Origin of the sequence: Dyadobacter koreensis (assembly GCF_900108855.1) — a bacterium.
In the GTDB taxonomy this organism is placed as follows: Bacteria; Bacteroidota; Bacteroidia; order Cytophagales; family Spirosomataceae; genus Dyadobacter; species Dyadobacter koreensis.
Window position 1 is genome coordinate 487,078 of record NZ_FNXY01000001.1, and the last position, 23,650, is coordinate 510,727.

At 38.1% G+C, this 23,650-nt stretch carries 18 protein-coding genes; 13 read left to right on the top strand and 5 right to left on the bottom strand.

Translation table 11 applies throughout. The features are described from left to right. Positions 1-218 precede the first annotated feature (218 nt). From BMY70_RS02020 to rfbD, 11 genes are all read left to right on the top strand, one after another. Positions 219-1,187: an O-antigen ligase family protein gene (locus tag BMY70_RS02020; protein ID WP_143072035.1), complete on the top strand. Its 969-nt coding sequence runs from the start codon at positions 219-221 to the stop codon at positions 1,185-1,187. After that, entirely contained in the window at positions 1,165-2,328 is a 1,164-nt protein-coding gene (locus BMY70_RS02025; protein WP_090331437.1) for a glycosyltransferase, read from the top strand. The genes BMY70_RS02020 and BMY70_RS02025 overlap by 23 nt, the downstream gene beginning before the upstream one ends. A 60-nt stretch (positions 2,329-2,388) precedes the next feature. Beyond that, a complete protein-coding gene (locus BMY70_RS02030; RefSeq protein ID WP_090332580.1) occupies positions 2,389-3,408 on the top strand; it encodes a DUF354 domain-containing protein in 1,020 nt (339 codons plus the stop codon). Positions 3,409-3,418: 10 nt separating this feature from the next. Next, positions 3,419-4,723 (top strand): UDP-glucose dehydrogenase family protein, encoded by a 1,305-nt coding sequence (locus BMY70_RS02035; RefSeq protein WP_090331439.1) that lies wholly within the window; start codon positions 3,419-3,421, stop codon positions 4,721-4,723. 23 nt (positions 4,724-4,746) lie between these two features. Continuing rightward, on the top strand, positions 4,747-5,250 hold the full coding sequence (locus BMY70_RS02040) for a serine acetyltransferase (RefSeq protein WP_090331442.1): 504 nt from the start codon (positions 4,747-4,749) through the stop codon (positions 5,248-5,250). Positions 5,251-5,411: 161 nt separating this feature from the next. Continuing rightward, a complete protein-coding gene (locus BMY70_RS02045; RefSeq protein WP_177196936.1) occupies positions 5,412-6,647 on the top strand; it encodes an alginate lyase family protein in 1,236 nt (411 codons plus the stop codon). A gap of 542 nt (positions 6,648-7,189) precedes the next feature. Beyond that, positions 7,190-8,512, top strand: coding sequence for an exopolysaccharide biosynthesis polyprenyl glycosylphosphotransferase (locus tag BMY70_RS02050; protein ID WP_177196937.1), 1,323 nt, complete (start codon positions 7,190-7,192; stop codon positions 8,510-8,512). 148 nt (positions 8,513-8,660) lie between these two features. Further along, complete coding sequence (locus BMY70_RS02055) at positions 8,661-9,695, top strand: hypothetical protein (RefSeq protein ID WP_090331448.1); 1,035 nt, start codon at positions 8,661-8,663, stop codon at positions 9,693-9,695. Positions 9,696-9,702: 7 nt separating this feature from the next. Next, the gene (locus tag BMY70_RS02060) at positions 9,703-10,524 is read left to right on the top strand and encodes a YjbH domain-containing protein (RefSeq protein WP_090331450.1); all 822 of its coding nucleotides are present in this window, start codon (positions 9,703-9,705) and stop codon (positions 10,522-10,524) included. Continuing rightward, positions 10,505-11,635, top strand: a complete 1,131-nt coding sequence (locus tag BMY70_RS02065; protein WP_090331452.1) for a YjbH domain-containing protein — start codon at positions 10,505-10,507, stop codon at positions 11,633-11,635. Before BMY70_RS02060 ends, BMY70_RS02065 begins: the two co-directional genes overlap by 20 nt. 107 nt (positions 11,636-11,742) lie before the next feature. Further along, complete coding sequence (gene rfbD, locus BMY70_RS02070; protein WP_090331454.1) at positions 11,743-12,594, top strand: dTDP-4-dehydrorhamnose reductase; 852 nt, start codon at positions 11,743-11,745, stop codon at positions 12,592-12,594. 53 nt (positions 12,595-12,647) lie between these two features. Here rfbD and BMY70_RS02075 read toward each other — a convergent pair whose 3' ends face one another. Next, on the bottom strand, positions 12,648-14,483 hold the full coding sequence (locus BMY70_RS02075; protein WP_090331455.1) for a T9SS type B sorting domain-containing protein: 1,836 nt from the start codon (positions 14,481-14,483) through the stop codon (positions 12,648-12,650). Positions 14,484-15,746: 1,263 nt separating this feature from the next. Between BMY70_RS02075 and BMY70_RS02080 the strand changes: the two genes are divergently transcribed. Then, positions 15,747-16,763, top strand: a complete 1,017-nt coding sequence (locus BMY70_RS02080; protein ID WP_090331457.1) for an NAD-dependent epimerase/dehydratase family protein — start codon at positions 15,747-15,749, stop codon at positions 16,761-16,763. Between the two features lie 42 nt (positions 16,764-16,805). Further along, entirely contained in the window at positions 16,806-17,573 is a 768-nt protein-coding gene (locus BMY70_RS02085) for a WecB/TagA/CpsF family glycosyltransferase (RefSeq protein ID WP_090331459.1), read from the top strand. 277 nt (positions 17,574-17,850) lie between these two features. Here BMY70_RS02085 and BMY70_RS02090 read toward each other — a convergent pair whose 3' ends face one another. The 4 genes from BMY70_RS02090 to BMY70_RS02105 form a co-directional block, all read right to left on the bottom strand. After that, positions 17,851-18,963 (bottom strand): glycosyltransferase family 4 protein, encoded by a 1,113-nt coding sequence (locus tag BMY70_RS02090; RefSeq protein ID WP_090331461.1) that lies wholly within the window; start codon positions 18,961-18,963, stop codon positions 17,851-17,853. 37 nt (positions 18,964-19,000) lie between these two features. Further along, complete coding sequence (locus BMY70_RS02095) at positions 19,001-21,127, bottom strand: right-handed parallel beta-helix repeat-containing protein (RefSeq protein WP_090331463.1); 2,127 nt, start codon at positions 21,125-21,127, stop codon at positions 19,001-19,003. Between the two features lie 177 nt (positions 21,128-21,304). Then, entirely contained in the window at positions 21,305-22,363 is a 1,059-nt protein-coding gene (locus BMY70_RS02100; RefSeq protein WP_090331465.1) for an acyltransferase family protein, read from the bottom strand. A gap of 89 nt (positions 22,364-22,452) precedes the next feature. Then, entirely contained in the window at positions 22,453-23,586 is a 1,134-nt protein-coding gene (locus BMY70_RS02105) for a glycosyltransferase (RefSeq protein ID WP_090331467.1), read from the bottom strand. Positions 23,587-23,650: the final 64 nt, after the last annotated feature.

The following is a 23,650-nucleotide window of genomic DNA, read 5'->3' on the forward strand; positions in this document are numbered from 1 at the left end:
TAATTGCGATTGGTAGGGCAGCTCTACTTTACACCACAGCTTTTTTCTTCTATAAAAAGAAAGGATTTAAATTAAGACCTGTAAACATTCTAATTTTTATTTTTCTTCTATATACATTTTTTCTCTGCTTCTTCTCAAATGATTTTAATGAGTCGATAAGAACTTACCTAAGAGTATCCTCTTATTTTATTTACTTTGATCTGATTTATAGTTACTATTTGGACAAAAAACACGATCCAAATAAATATTTTAAAAGTTTTTCATTGGTGCTGGTCACTTACATAGTTTATACAGTTGCTGCCAACGTCTTTAAACTTGGAACAATGTATTCGTCAAAACAAGATTCGGATGACAGTTTTCAAACGGGTAATATAATTGGAGATTTCTTGCTGCAGTTTTCATTTTCAGTACTCCTTATCCCTCTAATATTTTTTTACAACAATGACAAAAAATATAGAATTTTCTACATTCTCTGTTCCTGTATCACCATTCCACTTCTTTTGGTATCAACAAGAAGGACATCTGTATTAATTATTGTAGCTGGATACATCATTTTTCTATTTTTCTATAAAAATAAATCAACTGCGATACTTTATTCATTGTTGTTTTCATTTGCTGCGTCCTTATTCGTACTTAATTTTAGTGATACGATAGTTAAACGATTTGAAGCGCGCGCAGATAGACTCGAAGTGAATTCGTTTGAAGCCGAAGGTAGAACACTGGAATATTTCGTCGTTTCTGACCTTATTTTTAGTTTTAAAGATCCTCTTCATTCATTATTTGGAAAGGACATTTACGCCGAACGAGGTGTACTCAAAACTTTTTATAGTGAAAGGCATTTACACACCGACTATGGAAAATTATTGCATGGGACCGGCATTATCGGTTTCTTGCTTTATATATTATTCATTTACACATTAGTTATCATTTCTTTCAGACAAAGAAGATATAAAATTAATGGTGATGAATATGCCTTACACTTCAGCACGATTATAATGCTTATTGGTTGTAAGGTTATTCTTTCTTACACTGGGGGTTTTCACGTGATCAGTTACAATGCCATGGTCTTTGGTACTATTGGCTTAATCCTTGCTATTCAGAAGCGATCACATCAAGAAAATCTTATTCAAAATTCAATTATAAGAAATCAAACTGCTCAACAAAATGAAACCCGTTTACATAGTTAAAAATCTGGCCCCATGGATGATAGACGAGTTATCAGTATTTGCAACCCACACCCAATTTGTACTTTTGCTTTTACGAAAGCAAAATAGCTTCTACGATAATGCGCTAAATGATTTAGAAGCGAAGGGAATTGAAATTTTAATAGAACCATACAGCAAAATAATTGACGTTAAAAAACTGTGGTTTATCATGAAATTTGTATTTCTCAATTTTAAAAAACTTCTTTGGGGATACAGCGCAATAATCGGATGGAAAAGTATTATCTGGTTCGCTAAACTAGATATGACGCATTTTAGTGAAGAAACTAAATTACACGCACAATTTGCTACACAACCTGCAATAATATCTCTTATGCTGAAAATGTATTTCAAACGAGGCTTAGATTACTGTTTTACCTTTCATGCTTATGACATTTATTTCAAAAATAAATGGATGTCTCTACTAGTGAACAACTCAATTTACGCTTTTAGCATATCTGATTATAACATCCAATATATAACCAGTTCTTATCCTGACAGTGACCTAGAAAAAGTAAAACTAGCTCGGTTGGGAGCCTTTGAAGTGGCCAATACATCCATACAAAAAATTGGTACAGTTTTCACAATTGGATTGCTTAGCTGGTTTACAGAAAAAAAAGGTATTATCTATCTATTAGAAGCGGTTAAAAACGTATATCAACAAGATAAAGATATTAAATTAGTTTTGGCGGGTGACGGACCATTAAAGGGAGAATATCTAAAGTATATTGATGAACACAACCTTTCAGCCTGTGTATCGTATATAGGTAGAGTTAATAGCACTGAGAAACCCGATTTTTTCAGGACAATAGATGCCTTTTTACTTCCGGCAATCTCGTTGCGTAATGACAAAGATGGAATACCAGTTGTTTTGATGGAAGCAACTTCCTATGGCCTTCCATTAATTTCTACCAATGTATCTGGAATTCCTGAAATTTGTATCAACGAATTCAATGGAAAATTAATTGAAGAAAAAGATGTCGTTGCACTGCAAGAAGCTATCTATGCTCTTAAATCTGATTTTTCCCTAAGACAAACCTTTGCCAAAAACTCTTTGGTGGTTTTTAAAAAATATAATATACAAGATAACAGTTTGAGCAAACTTAAGGACATGAAATGGATCTAAAACTTATTTCTAGAGTCTCCCAAATTACTTTGTAAAATAACAAACGCTTTCATGCAGAATATGAAAATTTTAATCGATATTAAGCATCCTGCTCAACTAAATTTATTTAAGGGCTTAGCCTACGAACTTAAACAGAGCGGCTGGAATGTAACCGTATGTTACCTTGGACGAGGTAAGTTACCCAAAATTATCGAACGAGAGTATTACGACTTTGATTCTATTCAAGTCGGCGAAAGCCATGGAAGTAAATGGTCAATTTTCTGGCAAGGTAACGTGTTAAGAACAATTAGATTTTTTAGTTTAATTCGTAAAAATAAATATAACATTTGCGTTGCAGCCAGTAGTGCACCATTGGCCTTCGCATGTTATTTTTCGAAAACTCCGATTATTCAGTTTTACGATGATCCGGAAAGAAAAAGGATTAACTCAATTAACGCTTTCTTCTCAAATAAACTGTTTTTTCCCCCTATAGTTAAAGCAGAAGGAAAGATTGCAATATTCAATTGCCTTAAAGAATGGAGCTATTTAAGCCCTTCTAAATTCACCGCGAATTCTAATGTCTTAACAGAATACAATTTGGAGAAGTATAATTACATTTTTGTTAGAGAAGTAAGTAATAAATCTTTCAATTACTATGATCAACAAGACGCAATTATATCAACTTTTGCAAGTGAGATCGATTCAAATACTAATGTCATCCTTTCACTTGAAGATAAGTCATATGCTGGAAAATATCCAAAAAATTGGATAATACTGCAGGAGCCGGTTGATGACATCCATTCTCTCATTTATTTCGCAAAGCTGGTGCTATCTTCTGGAGACAGTATGGCGCGCGAAGGTGCTATGCTTGGCGTCCCAAGCATTTATTGTGGAATAAGACAGATGAAAGCAAACGAAGTTCTTATAAGAGAAGGAGCTCTGACTCATTTACCATTAAAATCGGGTCTCGATAGTATTAATAAATATGCTGATGCAGAATTTGATGAATCTCATCAAACAAATTTTCGAAAACACTTGGAATCGAAATGGGACAATATGCTTGATTTTATGAACACTCAAATAAATATTTATAAAAAATAAATTAGCAAATATGATAATTTCAATATTTGGACTCGGATATGTTGGATGCGTAAGCTTAGGTTGCCTGTCAAGAAATGGGCATAATGTCATTGGTGTCGATGTCTCTTCGCTAAAAGTAGACCTAATCAACCAAGGATTAGCTACTATTGTTGAAAAGGACATTGATATTATTATCAAAGAAGAGTTTAATAAAGGAAAGATTAGGGCAACTACTGACTATTTCGACGCAGTTAACGAATCTGAACTTAGTATAATTTGTGTTGGGACGCCATCATCACCAACTGGCCATTTGAATCTTTCTTATATTTACAAAACTGCAGAGCAAATCGGCGAGGCACTCAAATCAAAAAGCAGCTTTCACGTCGTAGTTATCAGGAGCACAGTTCTCCCTGGCACAAATGAGAAGGTTGGGGAAATAATTGAACAGGTTTCCGGAAAGGTTCGTGGGATTGGCTTTTCTGTTGTTTCCAATCCAGAATTTCTTCGAGAGGGTACTGCAGTCAAAGACTACTATAACCCATCTGTAACTGTCTTAGGAGGAGATAATTTGGAAGCTATTGAAAAGGTATCATCACTTTATAAAGATCTAAATTCGCCAATTGAAATTACAGAAATTAAGGTCGCAGAGTTGATAAAATATGTCAATAATTCATTTCACGCCCTAAAAATAACTTTTGCCAACGAAGTTGGAAATATATGCAAAGGGCTGGAAATAGATTCCCACAAAGTGATGGACCTTTTTTGTACTGATACCCACCTGAATATCTCAAAAGCTTACTTTAAACCAGGGTTTGCTTATGGTGGTTCTTGCCTTCCAAAAGATCTTCGCGGCTTAGTTACTCTCGGGCATGACAATTACATCAATGCTCCGTTGCTTAACAGTATAGACTCGTCTAACGAAAATCAAAAGCGAGTTGCCTATGAACTAATAGCTCGAACAGGGTGTAAAAAAATCTGCTTTGTAGGCCTAAGTTTTAAGGAAGGGACAGACGATCTTCGATATAGTCCTTCTGTTGACCTTGCAGAAAAGCTTATCGGGAAGGGTTACGAGCTCAAAATTTATGATGAGAATGTGCACATATCAAAATTAATCGGAGCAAACAAAGCATTTATCAATGAACATTTACCCCATTTGTCAGACTTGATTACCGATGACATAGTTTCTTCAATTCAAGAATCAGATGTTGTGTTAATAAACCATCGAAACTTCAATGTTAATACTTATTCAGCTGAATTAGCTGATAAAATTATAATTGATTTGGTTCGAGTACACCTCGACGACGTACCCAAAAACTATACTGGCCTGTGCTGGTAAACAAATTACAACATAATATTTTCATGACTTCATATAGTATCTTTCAAGACTGGAAAGCGAACCGGGGAAATATAAAGGGAAGAATAGTTATGTTTTCGTACAGAATGGCCCACTTAGCAACAAGTGGGCCCATTGTAAAAATATTGCTTACGCCGTATTTGGTTCTTTACAAAGTATTTATAATGTGGATACTTGGTGTGGAAATACAGCATAGAGCTAAAATTGGTCCTGGTTTGAAGATGTTTCATGGTCAGGCATTAGTAATACATAAGTCAACAGTTATAGGGAAAAATTGCACAATAAGACAATCAATAACAATAGGAAATAAGATTTCAGCTAATAACTCCAAAACAACTGGTGTTATAATAGGTGATAACGTAGAAATCGGAGCTAATACTTGCATTATCGGTCAGATATCAATTGGCGACAACGTTGTAATTGGCGCTGGTTCAGTTGTAGTAAAAAATGTTCCAGCAAATACAGTTATTGCCGGAAATCCAGCTCGAATCATTAGGCATCTTTCATAATAATACTATTATTGGATCGCGAAATTCTTATTTGGTGAGAACAAATATGGCTATTTATAGCATAAGAAAATATCACAAATAATTTCTTATCCCTGTGAAGCTTAAGTATAGTTTTTCGATTGCTATTCGGATTAGTTAATATGAATCTAGAATTAAATATAATGACTGGTAGACTCACTAAAACGATTAAGAAATCTTTTCTATTTGCCATTGTTCTAGCATTCCATATGGAAAGTTACGGATCTATATTGCAGAATTATAGTGATCAGAAATTTTTGTTAATTGACAAGACTAAACTTAGACTATTTGAAAAAAAATTTCATGAGCAGAGCGTCATAGAGGTAAATATTGTAAAATCGCTTATTAAATCTGGTGAAGGCATTCTCAAAACAGATAAAAGCTATTCTGTAACTTTTTTGAAGGAAAATTTGCCACCCGATCGCAACATACATTCTTACCAAAGCCAGTCAATTTACTGGTGGCCTGACAGTAACAAGAGAGATGGAATTCCATATATCAGAAAAGATGGTAAGGTAAATCCTGAGGCAAAAAAATTAAAGGACCAGGATCAACTTAATAACTTGATTTTAGACTTAAAAAAACTAAGTTTATGTTACTATTTTACAAAGGACGAACGATTTGCTTTTAAAGTCAAAAATCTCCTTGATACTTGGTTTGTAGATCCGTCAACTAAAATGAACCCAAATTTGAATTTCGGGCAGTTTATACCAGGAAGAAATCAGGGATCGCCAACAGGAATAATCGAAACCAGAGAATTAGCTGCAATACCTGACATTATTTCCCTGACTTCGGGAAGCAATCATATGTCTCCGGATTTTATTGATATAATAAGAATTTGGTTTAGTTCTTACTTAAGATGGCTCCAGACAAGCCCTTTGGGTAAGAAAGAGAAAGCAATGAGGAATAACCATGGTACATACTACGATCTTCAGGAAGTTACATTTTGTATTTTTGTTGGTGATACAGCAAAGGCCAAACAAATATTAGAATCTCGGACTCCGAAACGTATAGATTATCAAATAAAGGCCGATGGCAGTCAACCATTTGAACTTGTGCGAGAGAATTCATTGAATTATACCATGTCAAATCTTGCTGGTTTATGCAAACTAGCTCAAGTATCTGAGAACATCGGCGCTAATGATTTATGGCACTATGAACAACCAAATGGCTCCGGATTAGAAAATTCATTTGAATGGTTTTCGCAATATTTGCTTAAATCTAAAAAGTGGGATAACAAGCAATTAAATCGAATTAACAATTATTATGGATTGGTAAAATTAAATAGTGCGGTTGCTTCGAAATATCAAAATATTGAAATTGAAAAAATTATATCTTTGTATCCAAATTATACTAGAATAGCGTGGGAATTATTTTAGTTGCACTTATAACTTATTTAAATATATTTTTTGGTTGTTTTTAAAATCAAGTCATTATCCCTAATATTCCAATTATGATATCAAATATAAGTTGTATATTATCAAATAATTTCTACACCGAATGTAAACTATTCTACATTACTATGTTTCTATATAATTTTTCGAATAATTCAAATGATGTTGTTGGTTGGTATTAGTAGGTTGCCTATTTTTGACATATAGGATAAGAACTAGGCAAATTCATGTATCCGTTGTCACCTTTTGAGAAATAAAATGTAAGCATACTTTAAATCGTCGAAGAAGATATGCGTTTGAACGATCTTTTGAATATCTTCTCCAGTTGAATATTTACAATTCGCAGGAAATCAGGAAATAGGGTAATAATAAATTTATTTGATAATTTAAATATTCTTAGACATTACATATAAACAGCGATATAGAATACAAGAAATCGTTGTTTCGGCATTAAAAATAGTTGCCTCAACATTACCAAATTACTCAACGTTATGATAAGGTCTGATCAAAAACTTGCATTTAACTACATGTTAACTGACATACTTCTGCTGTCAGGTAGTTATTTATTCTTCTTCTTAGGCAAGCCGGAATTCACGGAGCGGCATTTGTTATTTCTGCTTAATTACTGTGCGTTATGGATGATAGTTGGGTATTTTACCAGGATCTATTATATTCATCTTCACAACAGTTACCAATATCGATTGATGATGTACTTACGTGCACATCTCGTATTTATTGGAATTCTATCTTTTCTGTTCTTACTTAACGAGGCACTAATCCCGATTAATCGCTATCAGCTAATTAACTTTGCTATGACCTTTATGGTTATTGAATTGTTCTCTCACTATGTGATTGTACAGTTAATTGGACAAATGCGATTAAAAGGTAAAAATGTCAGAAGGGCATTAATCGTGGGCGAAAAAGAGATTGGGGAAAAAATCAACTCGTATTTCAAAAATAATTTGGATCTTGGTTATAACGTGGTTGGCATCCTTGACTCATATCCTGCTGGGCCGAACTCCAAAACAAATCGGATCACTGCTTTAGAAGAAATGGTCGCTGGTCAAAGAATTGACGAGATCATAATTGCAAATTATAAGGATGACGTGATTAAAGAAGTGATAATGATTTCCGACTATCATGGTATCAGAACCCGGATTGTGCCTAACTTTTCAACATTACTCGGTAAAAATTTCTCTATATCTCAATTAGGAAACATTCCAATAGTTAATGTTAGGGAAAGTTCTCTCGATAACTTATACTGGGCAGCGCAGAAAAGGCTGTTTGATGTCATTTTTTCTTTGCTTGCTTTGATTGGATTAGCTCCTATTTTTGCACTCGTTGCAATAGCTATCCGGTTAGAATCGAAGGGTAAGATTTTTTATTGTCCAACTCGTATGGGACAGGGAGGTCGTGGATTCGAGGTTTTCAAATTCCGAAGTATGTATGAAGGTGATGGAGGTAACGGGACGTTGTCTACATCAGCTAATGATCCTAGGATTACAAAAGTTGGCGCGTTTATCAGGAAATATAGTCTGGATGAACTTCCACAATTTCTCAACGTCTTACGGGGTGATATGAGCGTAGTAGGCCCTCGTCCTCACAGAATGTTCTTGAACCAGGTAATGCAAAAAGAGGTTGACAACTATATGGTTCGTCATTATCTCAAACCTGGTATCACTGGTTGGGCGCAGGTTAATGGATGGCGTGGTCCAACTGATACGAAGGAACAAAAACTTCAAAGGACTAAGCATGATCTCTGGTATTTGGACAACTGGACTTTTGCCCTGGATTTGAAAATCATCTTCATGACAGTCTTCTCAAAGAAAACTCATCAGAACGTATTCTAATTTTCTTTAACAATCTATTAAGCTATTTACTTAGGTACACAGCGATGTTATGAGAAATCTGTGCCCACCTCTAGCGTGTTTTTGGATTTTTGTATTTATGTAAATAAATAATTTAAACTATTAATTCCACAAATCAATTTTACTCACAATGAAAAAACCAATGCTAAGACTTACAGTATTGAGCCTTATGATGGCAGCAATGCTAGTGAACTGTAAAGACAAAGACGAGACCGAGCCGACGACCATCGATCCAGAAATCGGTAAACAGTTCGACAACATCGCTATTGCTTCCCCGACACTGGATCAGCCAGCGGAGGTGAAAGTTACTGAAGCATCTATTGAAGCATCAGCAAAAGCAACGGAGGTTAATGGTGCACTGGGTAGTATCGCAGGTTCTGGGACAGTCCCGGCAAGCGTATCAACAGCAGGTGCAGAAGTTAAATCTGCAATCTCAGATTCTGAGATAAATACATTAAATAGTGTAAATTCTGCAACTGTTGCAGCAGTTGCCGCAGGTGGCGCATTGTCTCCGGAACTTAAAGCAATTTTGGATAAAGCTATGGCCAACCCTGCTGTTGCTGCCTATCTTCCGAAATTCACATTCCCAGTTGTTGAGGGCGTTACATTGAGAGGTACCAGGGTCGGAGCTACTGACGCGGTCGAGAAAGTAGAAAAAGTTTTAGTAACAGACGCGTGTCTTGCTGATGCTCAGGCAAAGTTTGATGTTGTTAAAGCAAGACTGGATGCTTCTAAGGCTACGGAAACTCAAAAAGTAACTGCGGCATATAATGCAGCAATTCAGCCAATTGCAGGCCAACAAACTGCTTGTACTGATGGACTAACAGCAAAATATGCCGAATACAGAACGTCTACCCAGGCACAGGCATCAGCCGCTCTGGCTGACATCGAGGCTGCGCAAGGAGCATTAGGTGACCTGTATCCTGTTCTCAAAGCTTTAGTAAATATTCAACTTCTTGGCGCGTTGAGTTCAATCAACACACTTCAGGCTGCTGATGCTCAGGCATGTGTTGCAAAAGCTGCGGCTGCTACAACAAATGCTCAAGCTGCACAAACAGCTAACCTTGCAAAGGTTGAAGTTGCTTATACAGCGGCTCTTACTGAGGCGAATACGGTAAAAGCTGCGGCAGTTGCTAGCTGCCATAACCAAGGTGGTGGAAATTAATATTCGAATGATATTACATCCAATATTCAGGAAGGGCGGTTTTTTACTGTCCTTCCTGATTTTGTTTTTCACAGGAAAGACAGCAACTGCGCAATTAAATATCACAGGTAAACCTGGATTAATATACGTTCCTAGCGCTTCTTTTAACCCCGATGGGACATTTATTTTTGGCGGAAATTACAACCCAAAAAAATATAGTTTCAGAAGAAATAATCGAAATTCGGAAAACACCTACTTCATCAATCTCACGCTATTAAAAAGGTTTGAAATTGGTTTAAATTTGACAAGATCGAATGGTGTTGGAAAGATAAGCGGTGTTGGAGATCGCCAGCTGGATATTAAATATCAGCTTTTTAAAGAAAAGACTATCATGCCCTCTATAGCGATTATTCTTTCCGCACCTTTCAGTATAAATAATTCTTTTACTACTAATGCTTTGATGGCTACCAAATCGCTGAAAATATCTGAACAACTTGTTGCTGATGTGAGCTTGGGTTATGGTAGTCCCTACTATATTCTCCGTGACGAATCCGAAAAAAGCAATTCAAATATTTTTGCCAATATGAAATTAAAAGAAAAGAAAGATCTCCCCTACCGTTATCTCTCTGGTCCGCTGGGTGGCGTGAGCCTGAGATATAAAAAGAATGCGGGAATTATGTTTGAATGGGATTCTCAAAATTTCAATATTGGAGCTTACGGAACGCTTTTTAAAAAATGGACAATCCAAGCTGGTTTGCTTAATTTCGATCAGATTACTTTCGGAACCTCATATTCATTAAATCTTAAAACATTACCCAAGCGGTTGAAGAATGCTGACGAAAATTACTAAACTGGCTTTAACTGCTTTACTTTCGATCCTCTTTCTTCAGGTTAAAGGACAATCAGAACTCTCGGAAAACAAGAGAGCTTCACTTTGGAGAAATTTCGAAAATGTTACTCTTGATTCAATTAAGGGGAGAGCTATTTACGAACAACGCCTAGATAGAAATCCACTTTATGGCCTTTTAGAAATGCGTAAAGCGCTTCGTGATAGTTCTGTGATTGAGTATTTGCCAATGTTTCAGGGTGTGATTCTCGGCCAATACAAGTTAGGTAACACAATTAGATTTCGTTCTCTTCCTGATGAAGATCGTAAACTACAAAGACAAAGATTTTTCCAGGAACCCAAGCGTTACAAGTTCGACTTCTGGCTTCAACCAATTTTCGCAGCAAATTTTGGAAATCGAATGAAACCAATTCAAAGTAATACCAGTATTCTTCTCCAAACGCAATTTCATCTTTGGCAAGGACTCGTGTTGAATGCAGGTATTTTGTTTCCGATTACAAATGACCTAGATAACAGGCCAAAAATAATCCGTCCCGCGCCTTTCTTTCTAAATCAATTTTATGCATCTGGTAAGCACTTCTTCAGTGCTTCGCTTGGATATTTTTACAACGATCAATACGGTTTCAATTTTCAGTATAGAAATGCTGATTTAAGTCTCCCACTGTCATTTGGTTTCGAAGGAAGTTTAACTGGAAAGTATAATTACCCGAGGGGTGGGATATACGCGGGGCCAATAGATCAACTCTTGGCCATTGCAGATATTTCCTATCGACTAAACCGTCCCGACGTAACTTTAAAGCTTTCTGGAGGGCAGTATTTGTGGAAAGATCGTGGAGTAAGATTTGAGTTCATAAGACAATTTACAAACGTGGAAATTGGTCTGTATGCAATGAAGACAAAAAATGGATCTACCGCTGGATTCAATTTTGCAATTCCTATTCCCCCAGGAAAAATCATTCAGGGAGCCAAAGCCAGGTTCAGAACCACGGACGAGTTCCGCTGGGAATATTCTTATACGCGTGGATTCCAGATTGGAGAGCGTTACAGAACGGGGTACCAACTGGATCAAAAACTCAGACAATATCATGTCAATTATCTAAATAGTCAGAGATAGACCTCTTCCTTATCTGGAATTGATTATGGGCTACAATGTAATTTGAGATTTTTTCTTTTCATACGGGTGTATTCGCTTATATTTGCGGCCCAAATCGATGAAAATATATGAAAATAATAGTTCTTGGAGCATCAGGACAACTCGGTCATTGTCTAAAAAAAGTTGCAGATGAAAGAAGTATCACAGACATTTCCTTCCCTTCCGAGCAAGATGGAAATATTCTTGAACCGACTCTGCTAGACATTTTATTCGAGAAAGAGAAACCCGAATTTGTAATTAATTGTGCGGCATATACAGCTGTTGACAAAGCGGAAGACGAAATTGATATTTGCCGAAAAGTGAACAATGACGGAGCCGAAAACATTGCCAAAGTTTGCTCTAAATATAATTCCACGCTGATTCATGTATCAACAGACTTTGTTTTTAAAGGAAATGTTCCGCAACTGCTCGTCGAAACGGACCCCGCTGAGCCTGAAAATATCTACGGTCTGACAAAACTAGAGGGAGAGATTGCAATTTCTAAAACTTTGACAAAACACTTTACTCTGCGCACGAGCTGGCTTTATTCGGAGTTTGGAAATAACTTTGTAAAGACAATGCTTCGTCTTGGGAAAGAGAGAGATGAACTTGGCGTCATTATTGATCAGGCGGGCTCTCCGACGTATGCAATTGATCTGGCCGGTGCTATTTTTGATATAATTCATTCGGAAAGTTCAGCATATGGAATCTATCATTACAGCAATGAAGGGGTAACTTCCTGGTTTGATTTCGCCAAAACCATCTTTGATATCAGCCAAGTAGAGGTTCATGTAAAACCAGTTAAAACGGTAGAGTATGTAACCAAAGCCGTCCGTCCAGCTTATTCGGTAATGGACAAAACAAAAATAAAAAATACTTTTGGAATAAGAATTCCTTACTGGACTGATAGCTTGAAGGAATGTATTTCAAGACTTTCTTAAGATACCTTAATCTGGATGCCGTAGAAATTCTGCTTCTGCGGCATTTTTTTGCATTACCGCTGCAAAAAAACAGTTCCTCGCCGAGTAAATTCATGTCCACGGTTATTTTTGTATTGAAGAACATATGTATAAGTCCCTATCAGGGCATCTGTGCCGTTGACCTTTCCATCCCACGGTATCTCGGATTTTTTACCATGATGTACAATGTTGCCCCATCGGTCATAAATCCTAAGATCTACACCTTCCCCATTACTGATCACTATGTCGAAAGCATCGTTTATATGATCTCCATTAGGCGTGAAAATATCGGGAATAAAGACAGATGCATCGCAAACTCCAAAATTCACGTCCAATTTTTTCTCTATATAACAAGATGGATCATGTTCATCCAATACTCTAACGTAGTAGACATCTTTGCCTGACCCGGAAACCTGAATTTTACGAAGATGTTCGTTTTCGACGGATACCCCTTTGCCGGTCCAGACAATCGAAGCATTTGCCCGAACTGATAATTCCAAAAGACCGCATTCAAGGGTTGAATAGTCAGCAGAGATTTCAAGGATTTTAACATTTATTGACGTCGATATAACCTTCTTATCCAGACACTCTCCGATCAATATTACGGAATAATCACCCGAACTCTTTGGAGTATACGTTCTCATATTAGCTCCTCGAATTTCTTGCTTTCCATTGTACCACTGAAAAACATATTTTGAAAAACGGTGGTTCGTTTCAGCTGTTAGTGTGACATCATTACATTTATCGTCAATTTGTATCGTGACCGTGGGATCAAGGATTGGCGGAGTTACGAAATAATTAGGAAGACCCATACTGTTGACGCCCGCCGGCAGTTCAAACCCATTATTAACGTAAGCACATTTTGATCCTTTAAGATCCGGAGTATGGATCACTCCCAAATATTTAAGACCAGACCGCGCAACATAGATCTTACCATCCGGCCCCAGTTGCATAGACCCGAAATAGGATTCAGGCGGTTTTCCGATCTCGGTTTTGGACGCGATGATTTTTTTTGCATCCATATCTGATATATCCAGCTGAAAAATAGAACTTCCCACATTTACCGTTTCACTTACATATAAAAATTTTCCGCTTGGTGAAAACTCTAATCCGTAAGCTGATAAAAAATCCATATGCTTTAAAGATACTTCATCAGAAAGTGTTCCGAGGCTGTTGTCGAAATTAAATAGTTGATATTGACTTTTTCCAAATACGGCCATGGCAAGTTTATCGCCCTGCTGAGAAAACTTCATATTGCCAACAGATTTATAAAAATCGAGCGGAGTTCCAATTTTGCTCACAACCGAAGATTTGGCAATTCCTTGCTCAGTCAGCAAAAAACTTCTAAAAACCCTGTTCCCATTCTCATGGGCAAGAATCCAGAAATCCCTTTGATTACAATGTTGAACAGCAGCCAACTTTTCTGTTGAGTTTTCCAAAAGAACACTTCTGGAAACCACACCACCGTTCCCTTTGTAAAGACTAATATCGATGGTAACACATACTAATTTGGTAAAGGTAGAAAACACGTAATAAATGTTTGGATTACCAGGCATCGGAACAATCAGTGCACTTTGTGTTGAGGTATCATCTCCGCCCAGCTGTGTATCTGCTGAAATAAGCTTATGTTTTTTATTCCAAATTCTAATTCCGTCAGTATATAAAATCAGGTTTCCCTTTTCATCAGCTATTGAGGAACAACCTTCTCTTTGATATAACGCTCCGTCCCTTAGCCCAACCGGTTTACCTGAATTAAAATCTAACCCGGCATTATACCCAAAATACCATATGTTTGCACGCTTTCCTGGCTGAGAATATGACTGAGCAGAAGTCAAAAGTATTCCAGAGAAAAGAATAATAAATCGAAACATGTCAGCTTATTTTTCCGTTGAGTAAATGTTTGATTATTATAAAGTTAGAGATGAAAAACGGAAAGTAATAACCGAAGTTTTATTTAATTGTTAACTTAATCGAATTATCAGTTACATGCCATATTTAATCTCAAAAAAATCACAAAGACACTGTCATAATAGTCAGCTCACTGCAAATGACCATCGAATATTTTAATCGTGAGGTAACATTATCAAGATAATTAACGAAAAACTGGGCCTCAAAATCCTTTTCACCTTCCCTGTTAACGGAAAACTACCTCCTATTTGATTTAAAAATGGCCCGGTCGTTTTATATTAATCCTGATTTAATCCAGAATTAATAACATCCAAACTTGCCAAACTGCATTTTTTTCACGTAGAACTATCTCACGCAGGGGAAAGACATAAAATTTTCTGTTTTGCAGAGCTTATAATTTCCGTCTTTCAATTTTAAGTTTATTGCTATCTAAGAAGCCATCACTCAAAAATGATAAATTAGGCATTTGTAGTTTAGCTAAAACATGCCCAAATGCTCCTTATAATAGTATTATTTCTTTTACAACCCTGAATTGTAAACGTGCTTATCTTTTCAAAAATTGTTTGCCAAACGTTAATAACCGAGACTCCTATTTCTCCAAAATCTGGCTAATCTGGCATGTGAAGTAATTCTATTTAGAAAAATTTATTTTCATATAGAGAAAGTTCTATATATAATTTTGATTTTTAAAAGAAAAATACCAAACGACAACCGTTTACATGGATGTTTACGAATACATTCTACGAACTTTAAGTAAGTAATTCACAGTATAAAACATATATAATTGTAATTTTTACAGTATTTTCAAATGAAAAATAGCTACTTTTCGATAATATATTTTGCCGTTAAATCATTTTGATTTTTTTTTAATTCTTTTTGTCTCTACCTTAGTTTTGTAATAGAAACGCAGTTCCGAAAGATTCATAAAATATTTTCTATAATTCCTCACTTCGATGTGGTAGATGTCAGTTTTGTTATATCCTCTGCATCGCGATGAAAAGTCAGGAATTAATCATACTTCAAGGTGTATAACACCGCACTCAACGATAATTAAGTAGCAGGCTGAATTTTGCCTGGATTGAAAAGTATTGCCTATACAATTTACGAAAAACCGACGGCCAGCAAAATGGCTGAAAATCGGTACGAAATCGCTGTGCCCAAACCGTATTATCATTATTTACCCAACTCATATTAGTAACTATTTTTAACACTCAAACCAAGCAAAAATGAAAAAAGTAATTGTACTAGGAGGCGGTGGTTTTATTGGCGGACATCTCGCTAAAAGGTTGAAAGAGAACGGAAATTATGTCAGAATCTGCGACATTAAAAATCATGAATATTTCGACCATCGGGAAATTTGTAACGAGTTTATTCTGGGTGATCTCACAGATCCAAAGACAGTTGAGCTTGTGATCGCAGAAGGCTGGGACGAAGTGTATCAGCTTGCAGCAGACATGGGCGGAGCAGGTTATATCTTCACAGGCCAGAATGATGCAAATGTTATGCAAAACTCGGCGCTGATCAACCTGAACGTAGCGAAAGAAGCGACTGTTAAAAATATCAAGAAGCTATTCTACTCTTCATCTGCATGTATCTATCCGGAAAACAACCAGTTAGATCCGAATAATCCTAACTGCGAAGAAAGCTCAGCATATCCTGCAAATCCAGATTCTGAGTATGGATGGGAAAAACTTTTCAGCGAAAGACTCTTCAAAGCCTACAAAAGAAACTACAATTTGAATGTAAGAATTGCACGTTTTCATAACATCTTCGGCCCACAGGGAACCTGGAAAGGCGGGAAAGAAAAAGCACCGGCGGCCATGCTTCGTAAAGCAGCAGAAACACCGGACGGAGGTTCTTTTGAAGTTTGGGGAGACGGGCAGCAGACAAGATCTTTCCTTTATGTTGAGGAATGCGTGACTGCTGTGTTAAGCCTGATGGAGTCAGAATTCGAAGGGCCTGTAAACATCGGGTCAGAAGAGAAGGTGACTATCAATCAGTTGGCACAAATGGCAATTGACATTTCCGGCAAAGATATTACAATCAAAAATATCTATGGCCAGGAGTTCATTGACAAATATGGCTTCAAGTGCCCTCTAGGCGTACGTGGAAGAAACTCCGATAATGCCTTGTTTAAAAAAGAACTTGGTTGGGAAGTGTCAGCCCCTCTCATTGAAGGAATGACAAAAACCTATGAATGGATTAGTGAAGTTATCTCTCAACATCAGCTTGTTGAAGCCTAATTTATTGATGGCCAGCACAGCAGCTTAATAAACTATATACATATGGATAATGCATTCAACACTGTTACAGTTTTAGGATTTAAGGTTTTCAATGATGACCTAAAAAATATTCCGGTACAGGGCGAAAAGAGTAGAGTAATCAACTGCAGCATAAGCCCTAACAATTATGGTTTAACGGTTAAAGATGCTGAATTCAAAAGTACGCTCCAGAATACAGATTTTCTCGTGTTAGACGGGGTTTACTTTGCGCTGGCCTCTATTTTTTTACTCGGCAAAAACATCAAGCGAAATCAGGGTCCTGATGTCTACAAACATTTCGTGCAGCGCATGAATGAAACCTCAGGACGGGTTTTCTTTCTGGGATCCTCTGAAAAGGTACTTAGATTAATCAAAGACCGTATGAACCGAGAATATCCTAATATCACCGTAGGAACGTATTCTCCTCCATTCAAAAAGGAGTTTTCCGATCAGGATAACCAAGACATGATCGACGCCATTAACGCTTTCCAGCCTAACGTCTTATTCGTTGGTATGACCGCGCCAAAGCAGGAAAAATGGTCTGTAAAACATCGTGACTTACTAAATACTAATCTCATCGTTAGTATTGGGGCAGTGTTTGACTGGTATGCAGGAACTGAAAAGGAGATCAATCCCATCTGGTTTAAACTTAGACTCGGCTGGCTGCTCAGAATGATTTACAGACCAGAGATTTTTAAGCGGAACATGGGAAACACAATTGTATTTTTCCGAGACCTCACGCTAATTCTCTTAAGGCTAAAAAGGCAGCCTACCTTTCCAAATCTTTCGTAGCAGAATTGCCTGGTGTGTTTAATGTTCGAAAATATTTAAGCAGGTCAGCCTTGGCTGACTTGCTTAAATATTAAAGTAATTATTTTTTATGTAGACTTTATGAAAGTTTAGAATGACGAGTTATGCCCGCACTTTTAAGTGTTTGAAAGATATCAAAGCAAAAAATAATGACTCTTTTACGTTTACACATAAGCGTTAGAACGCTGCTTTCTACTTCACGATCCAGCATATGCCTGGCAAAGCATCGAGCTTAGCTGGTATCGTACTTCAAAAAAAATTATACAGGTTTCCCTGCGGCGGCCGTCCTTAAAATATCGCAAATATTATCTTCGAACGAATCGATTGTAAAGAGCTGCGAAAATCTTTCCTGCCCAGCTTTTCCCATATTTTGGCGAACATGCGGATTCTGAATTAAATAGCCTATTTTCTCAGCTAACGCAGCGGCATCCTTCTGCGGCACCAAATAACCTGTTTCTCCATTCACAACAATATCTGGTATTCCGCCTTCTGGACATGATATTACTGCCAAACCACTTTGCATCGCTTCCAGAATAACCAGCGGAAATGCTTCGAAATGATAAAAGGTAGGGAAGACCAGTACATCCGAGTTTGATAGAAAATCCCTTTTATCCTGGTCATATTTCGGTCCATGAGCGAACGCCGTGCCATCCAGATCGAAATCGGAAACTTTTTGGGAAAATTGTTCTGGCGTAATATCAGTCCAGCCTCCCACAAAATTACACTCGAACAAATACCCCTGCTGTTTAACAATCCGGCATGCTTCCAGCAACACCAGCATCCCTTTGGACTGCATCAGATTTCCTAAAAAAAGCAGACGGCAGATGTCTTTATCAGACCTTTCCGCTGTGGATGTCAATTGATTTTTAGGTATTCCATTGGCGCAGAAAAATACATTTTCAGCCGGCGCATAGTTCTTCACATCGTAGTAAAGACTCTTTGATAAAAGTATACTGTAGGATTTGTTGAAAACAAAACGGTAAAGAGCATCTGTCAAAACCGATTTACCACTCAAACCCACGCCCTTATTATGAAAATGATAAATGATTTTTTTCTCGAACATTTTCAGGATGCCAACAACCATCAGGTCTTTGTAGAAACCAGGACCGCTTGCAGTCAGCGTAACATAACAAAGGTCATAGTTTTTCCTGGAAAGAGCGTTTACAACATCTGCTTGTATCTTTAACAACTTTATTATTTTGCCCGCTCCTGCCCCGCCAATTTCATTTAGGCTTGTCGATGTAGAAAGATTTATATAATCCGCTTCGAATGCAGCATTGATCTTGGCGCTCTCTTTGATAAATTTTCCCACCATGGCAGCGCCATGAACTGGCGGGGGCACGTGCATAATAAACAAAATACGAGGTTTCATAAGCTGTGTCCCTGGCCGGGATAGACATCAAGGGGGTTTATTTATTGATTTTAAGTTCTCCTTCGGTACTAAGTCTGAATTCAGTGGGATAGGTATCTGATGTGACAACATGCCCTTTGTTGATCAGTACGGTTTCATTTGACTTGGGCGTCTGGCCGCCAGACCAAATACTCGGATCACTCCAATGACCCGATGCAATGCTTTCAATAAGCCCGGTTACAGGATTCTTGATCAGTACCAGCCCTGCATACGGAGCTAGCTGAAACCTTGATGAATATTTCTTGTTGGTCACATCGGCATAATTCCCATCCAGCGCTACGGAAGATTCGTTGATGGAGTTGTTGTAATCAAACCGGAAATTACTTTCCTGATCGGTCGTAACCAACGACTTGGATGAGCCCGCATCCTGACGGTATTGCTGAATCCAGTCAGACAGCGAGATATTGGCCTGGCCGCCGCCAGCATACTCGCGCTGAATTGTAATAGTATTTGCATCATTGATAGGCCGGGCATAGGTATTCTTGTCAAAAGAGCCATATTGTGAGGGATCATCATTGAAATACATATGCACGTACATAGCCGACTGCGAGGCCAATTTGGCTAGAAACACATTATTTTTAACGGTCAGATTTCTTACAAAAAGATCTTTGAAACTATGAATAAGCAGTACTCTTGCAAAATCATACACCAGGTTGTTAGTGATATGGTGATCACTTGTGCCATTGACGAAAATTCCCGCCCAGGGGCCATGAGCGATCACGTTATTGTCAATTTGAGTATCCTTACTGCCCCCGTCAAGGTAGATACCTGCGGCCTTACCATATGCCTCCCAGTAACTTGACTCTGCTCCCTGATAAGCTCCAACTGCGTTTAATACAATGTTATTTTTGATCTTTCTGTTTGTTCCCCTTGAATTGAATGTATAAATACCTCCACCATCATCTTTGATTTTGCAAAAATGGTCGACAAAATTGTTTTCGACCAGCACATCGTCGCCCGAGCCAGAGAAATTAATACCGTTAAATCCTGTGCTGATTACAGAACAGTTTCGGATTGTTGTTCCTGTTCCATAGACGGAGATAGCTTCCTGAGCTGTATCGCCTGAGCGTCCCGCGCCGGCAATTATCCCAATGTTGGTGGTCCGGACCCCATCGATTGTGACCGCTGAACCGTTGTTCTCAATCCATATCCCGTTATTGAGTACTTCGCTTACAGATCCTCCATTGATGGTAATGGCAGAAACATCGATCCCATACACACCGTTACCGCCGTGATTTTTAAAGTTACAATTATTAAAGGTAACATTGCGGGCCCCTACCAAATAGACGCCATCGGTATTGCTGCCTTCAAAATCTATATTGTTGATCGTAATATTATTTTGAGAATTAATCACAAAATTTCTCGCCAGCGTGCTCACCTGAACCGTTTTTCCCTCAGGCGATCCTGATGCTGAATAAAGGTAAAGACGTTTGGCGTTTTTATCGTAAAACCATTCCCCCTCTTTACTGAGCGTACCAAGGTGAGCTTGTATAAAAAAACCATTGCCGTCAACGGGACTATAAGTCATATTGTTGCCGTAATGATTGTTAGCACTGTAGCTGAGTTGATTGGACGAGCGGGAGGAAATCACATGACGATCAATGATCCATCGATCCTTTCGAATTACGATCTCAGCGCCGGCCGGATCAAAGGGTATACCGCTTACAGTCTCACCGGAGAGAGCAGAATTCCCCTCATGCGAAGTATATTTAAGATAACCTGCATCTGGATATCTACCCATTGACCGGACCACGCCATCAACGGTCACCATATTCAGCGATTCAACATCCAGCGTGGTATAATAGATATTGCCAGTGGCTTTTGACCAAACTCCTAGCTGCTTAAACCCACTAATAACCGGATTTGCGCCCTCTCCATAGGCGTCAAAAGTAAAATTCGAATTTTCTGCGGAAAGCGTTCCGTAAAACACATCTCCTCTTTTGAAAAGAACCGTACTTCCGGTCGTAAAGGAAGCCTTGAGTTTCTCAAAGCTCCAAGCATCCTGATCGCTCAACCCTGAACCGTTGCCCCCCGAAGCCTTGACATAATAGGTAGCCGACTGCGCAGCATGAAAGCACAGGACAGCAAAAAAAAGCAAAACTGATTTCATTTTCAGGTTTTTCATAACGATGTACGTTGATATTTGTGTTCTTATTATTTTTTACTTTGCTACCCCTCGAATCCTCCCTCAAAACTTTCAATACTACCTGGCAGCAGGGACAAATAAATGAAAAAACAAATACTGAACTTGAAAGATCAGCTGGTGATCAAAGGGTAACAACCGGTTACTTAACAGACTGTCCTACAGCAACTTTCTGTTAAAAAAACGCAGTACCGGAGACTCCACGAATCGAAAAATGAGCACCCCTCCGGCAATAGTAAACAAAAATAGAATGAAAATCAGAGACTGAAGTATCAACGAATTGTAAATATGCAATTTCTCGACTATAATCCTGAAAAGTCTAAACAAAGTACTAAGAAATATCAAATGCGATAGATAAATAGAGTACGATGCCTCTCCGACCAAAAGAAGTATCGCCGGGTAACGGAATTGCCGGGTAATGTCTATAATAACCACTCTGTAAATGATCAGTGACATCACAATCGCCAGCACCATAATACCATGCGGCCTGAGTAGAATATGCGGATAGTCCGGAACCAAGCATAACAGGGACAAGACCAATGCTACTGCCCATATCCATACATTAAGGTGATACGATTTTAGAATTAAATACGCTACAAAACAGCCGCACAGGAATGCGACAATTCTTTCATTTAGCAGTATAATATTGGGTATACAAATAAGCTCTGACAAAAACATCTTGAGCAGAACCGCTGCAAGCCATACGAAAAAGATATACTTGGCCGTTTTCAGGCCAGTCATGATACAGATGAAAAACGTTATGTAAAAGATCACTTCATAGGCTAATGACCAAGCTACGGGTAGGAAAAAGTTAGGCTGAACCGGCAGCAGCAGATAAGAATACACTATAAAACACCATTCCTGAGCGGATCTAAAATCCATGTTGTGGTCCAGATGGTTGGTCTTGCCGTCTAATAGAAAAATTAATAAAAGATAAACTGTGGCAATAATCCAGTAGAACGGGTAGATTCTTATAAAACGCTTTTTAAGAAATGTAGTTTGATTGGAACAATGTATAAGATCTTTGAAATGAACATACGTGATGATAAATCCACTCAATACAAAAAAGAAATCCACACCGATATAACCCTGAAAAAAAATATCACCCAAAAAAGAAGTATGAAAATAAGGACGGGTCGAGCCGCTTATATGACAAAGTACTACCAGCATTGCCGCAAATCCTCTGAAAATTTGCAGTAACTCCAACTTCTTTTTCATAAATATCTACTTTTCATACACAAAAATTAAAGTGCTGAATTTTCTGCCATTGAACAATATTGCGGTATGATCATTTAATCTTCACAACATCAGCTGTATGAGAGTTTGCTCCATTCGCTAACCAGATCTTCTTTGAAGCTGGTCATTAATGATGGTTTTTCCTGCAGATCAGTATCTTTGACCCTGGGAAGCAGATCTATAAAGCTGCGTAACCCTTTAAGGGTGCTTTCTTCTGACAGCGGATCAAAAAGTTGTCCGCTTTGCTCGCTAATCAGATAAGATGCTCCTGCATATTTAGAGCAGAAAACGTTCAGTCCGAAAATAAGCGCTTCGTTGACCACCGCACCGAAAGGTTCAAACGTGCTGGGCAGCACAAACCCTGATGCGCACAGATACCAGGCATTCAGCGCTTCCCCTTCGAATCTTCCGGGCAAAATAACTTTATTTTGCAAACCATGGTTTTGAATATGTTGTCTGATATTTTCCTTTTGCTGCCCCTCGCCCACCAGCACAAGCACCAGATCCGGATGAGCCAAAAGAACAGGATACGTGTGTTCTATAAATCCGGCCAGTCCTTTTTCGGCAATAAAGCGGCCAACAAATAACAAGACTTTTTTCCCGGTCAGATCATATTGTCTGACATAATCAGCGGCGATCGCTTCAAGTCTGGAACTATCTGCCCTGAGCCTTTCGGGCGCCTGGAGTATTGGAGAAACAATCACCTGGTCATCCTTTAAGCTGAAGGAAGTCTGATAAAACCGGGCAACTTCTTTTGACAATACAACCAAATAATCCAGGCGTTTGACACTGTATTTGCGTGCATAATAACGCAGTTTGGTCTGCACGTGAAGGCAAATATCAATGCTGTCATCGATTGTGGAGCCTATCTTTTGCTTGATTACACCCAGCCCCTTCAAAAGCAGTAAATACTGCGTGGTAAAAGAGTATTCGTATCCAAAAATGATATCCGGATTCGCCCGCCGGATTGTTTTCAGCATTCCGTACCGAATAGCTCTGTCCTTTGATCCTGCGGGCCCGTTTAACAAATAGGAATGTTTGAAATGCAGCTGTGAACGAAGTTTTTGCTGGTCAAATTTATGGTCTCGCACATTGTCAAAAATAAAGACAACTTCCAGGTCAAAAAGCTCCCCCATCTCATTAAACTGATCAATCCGGTAGGGAGCCAGTGCAGGATGGAACATTAAAACTTTAAGCTTGCTCATATCGGTTCAGGGAAAATCAATGCTCAAAATCTGGTTAATATGTGATCATCAGTGGCTTTATATA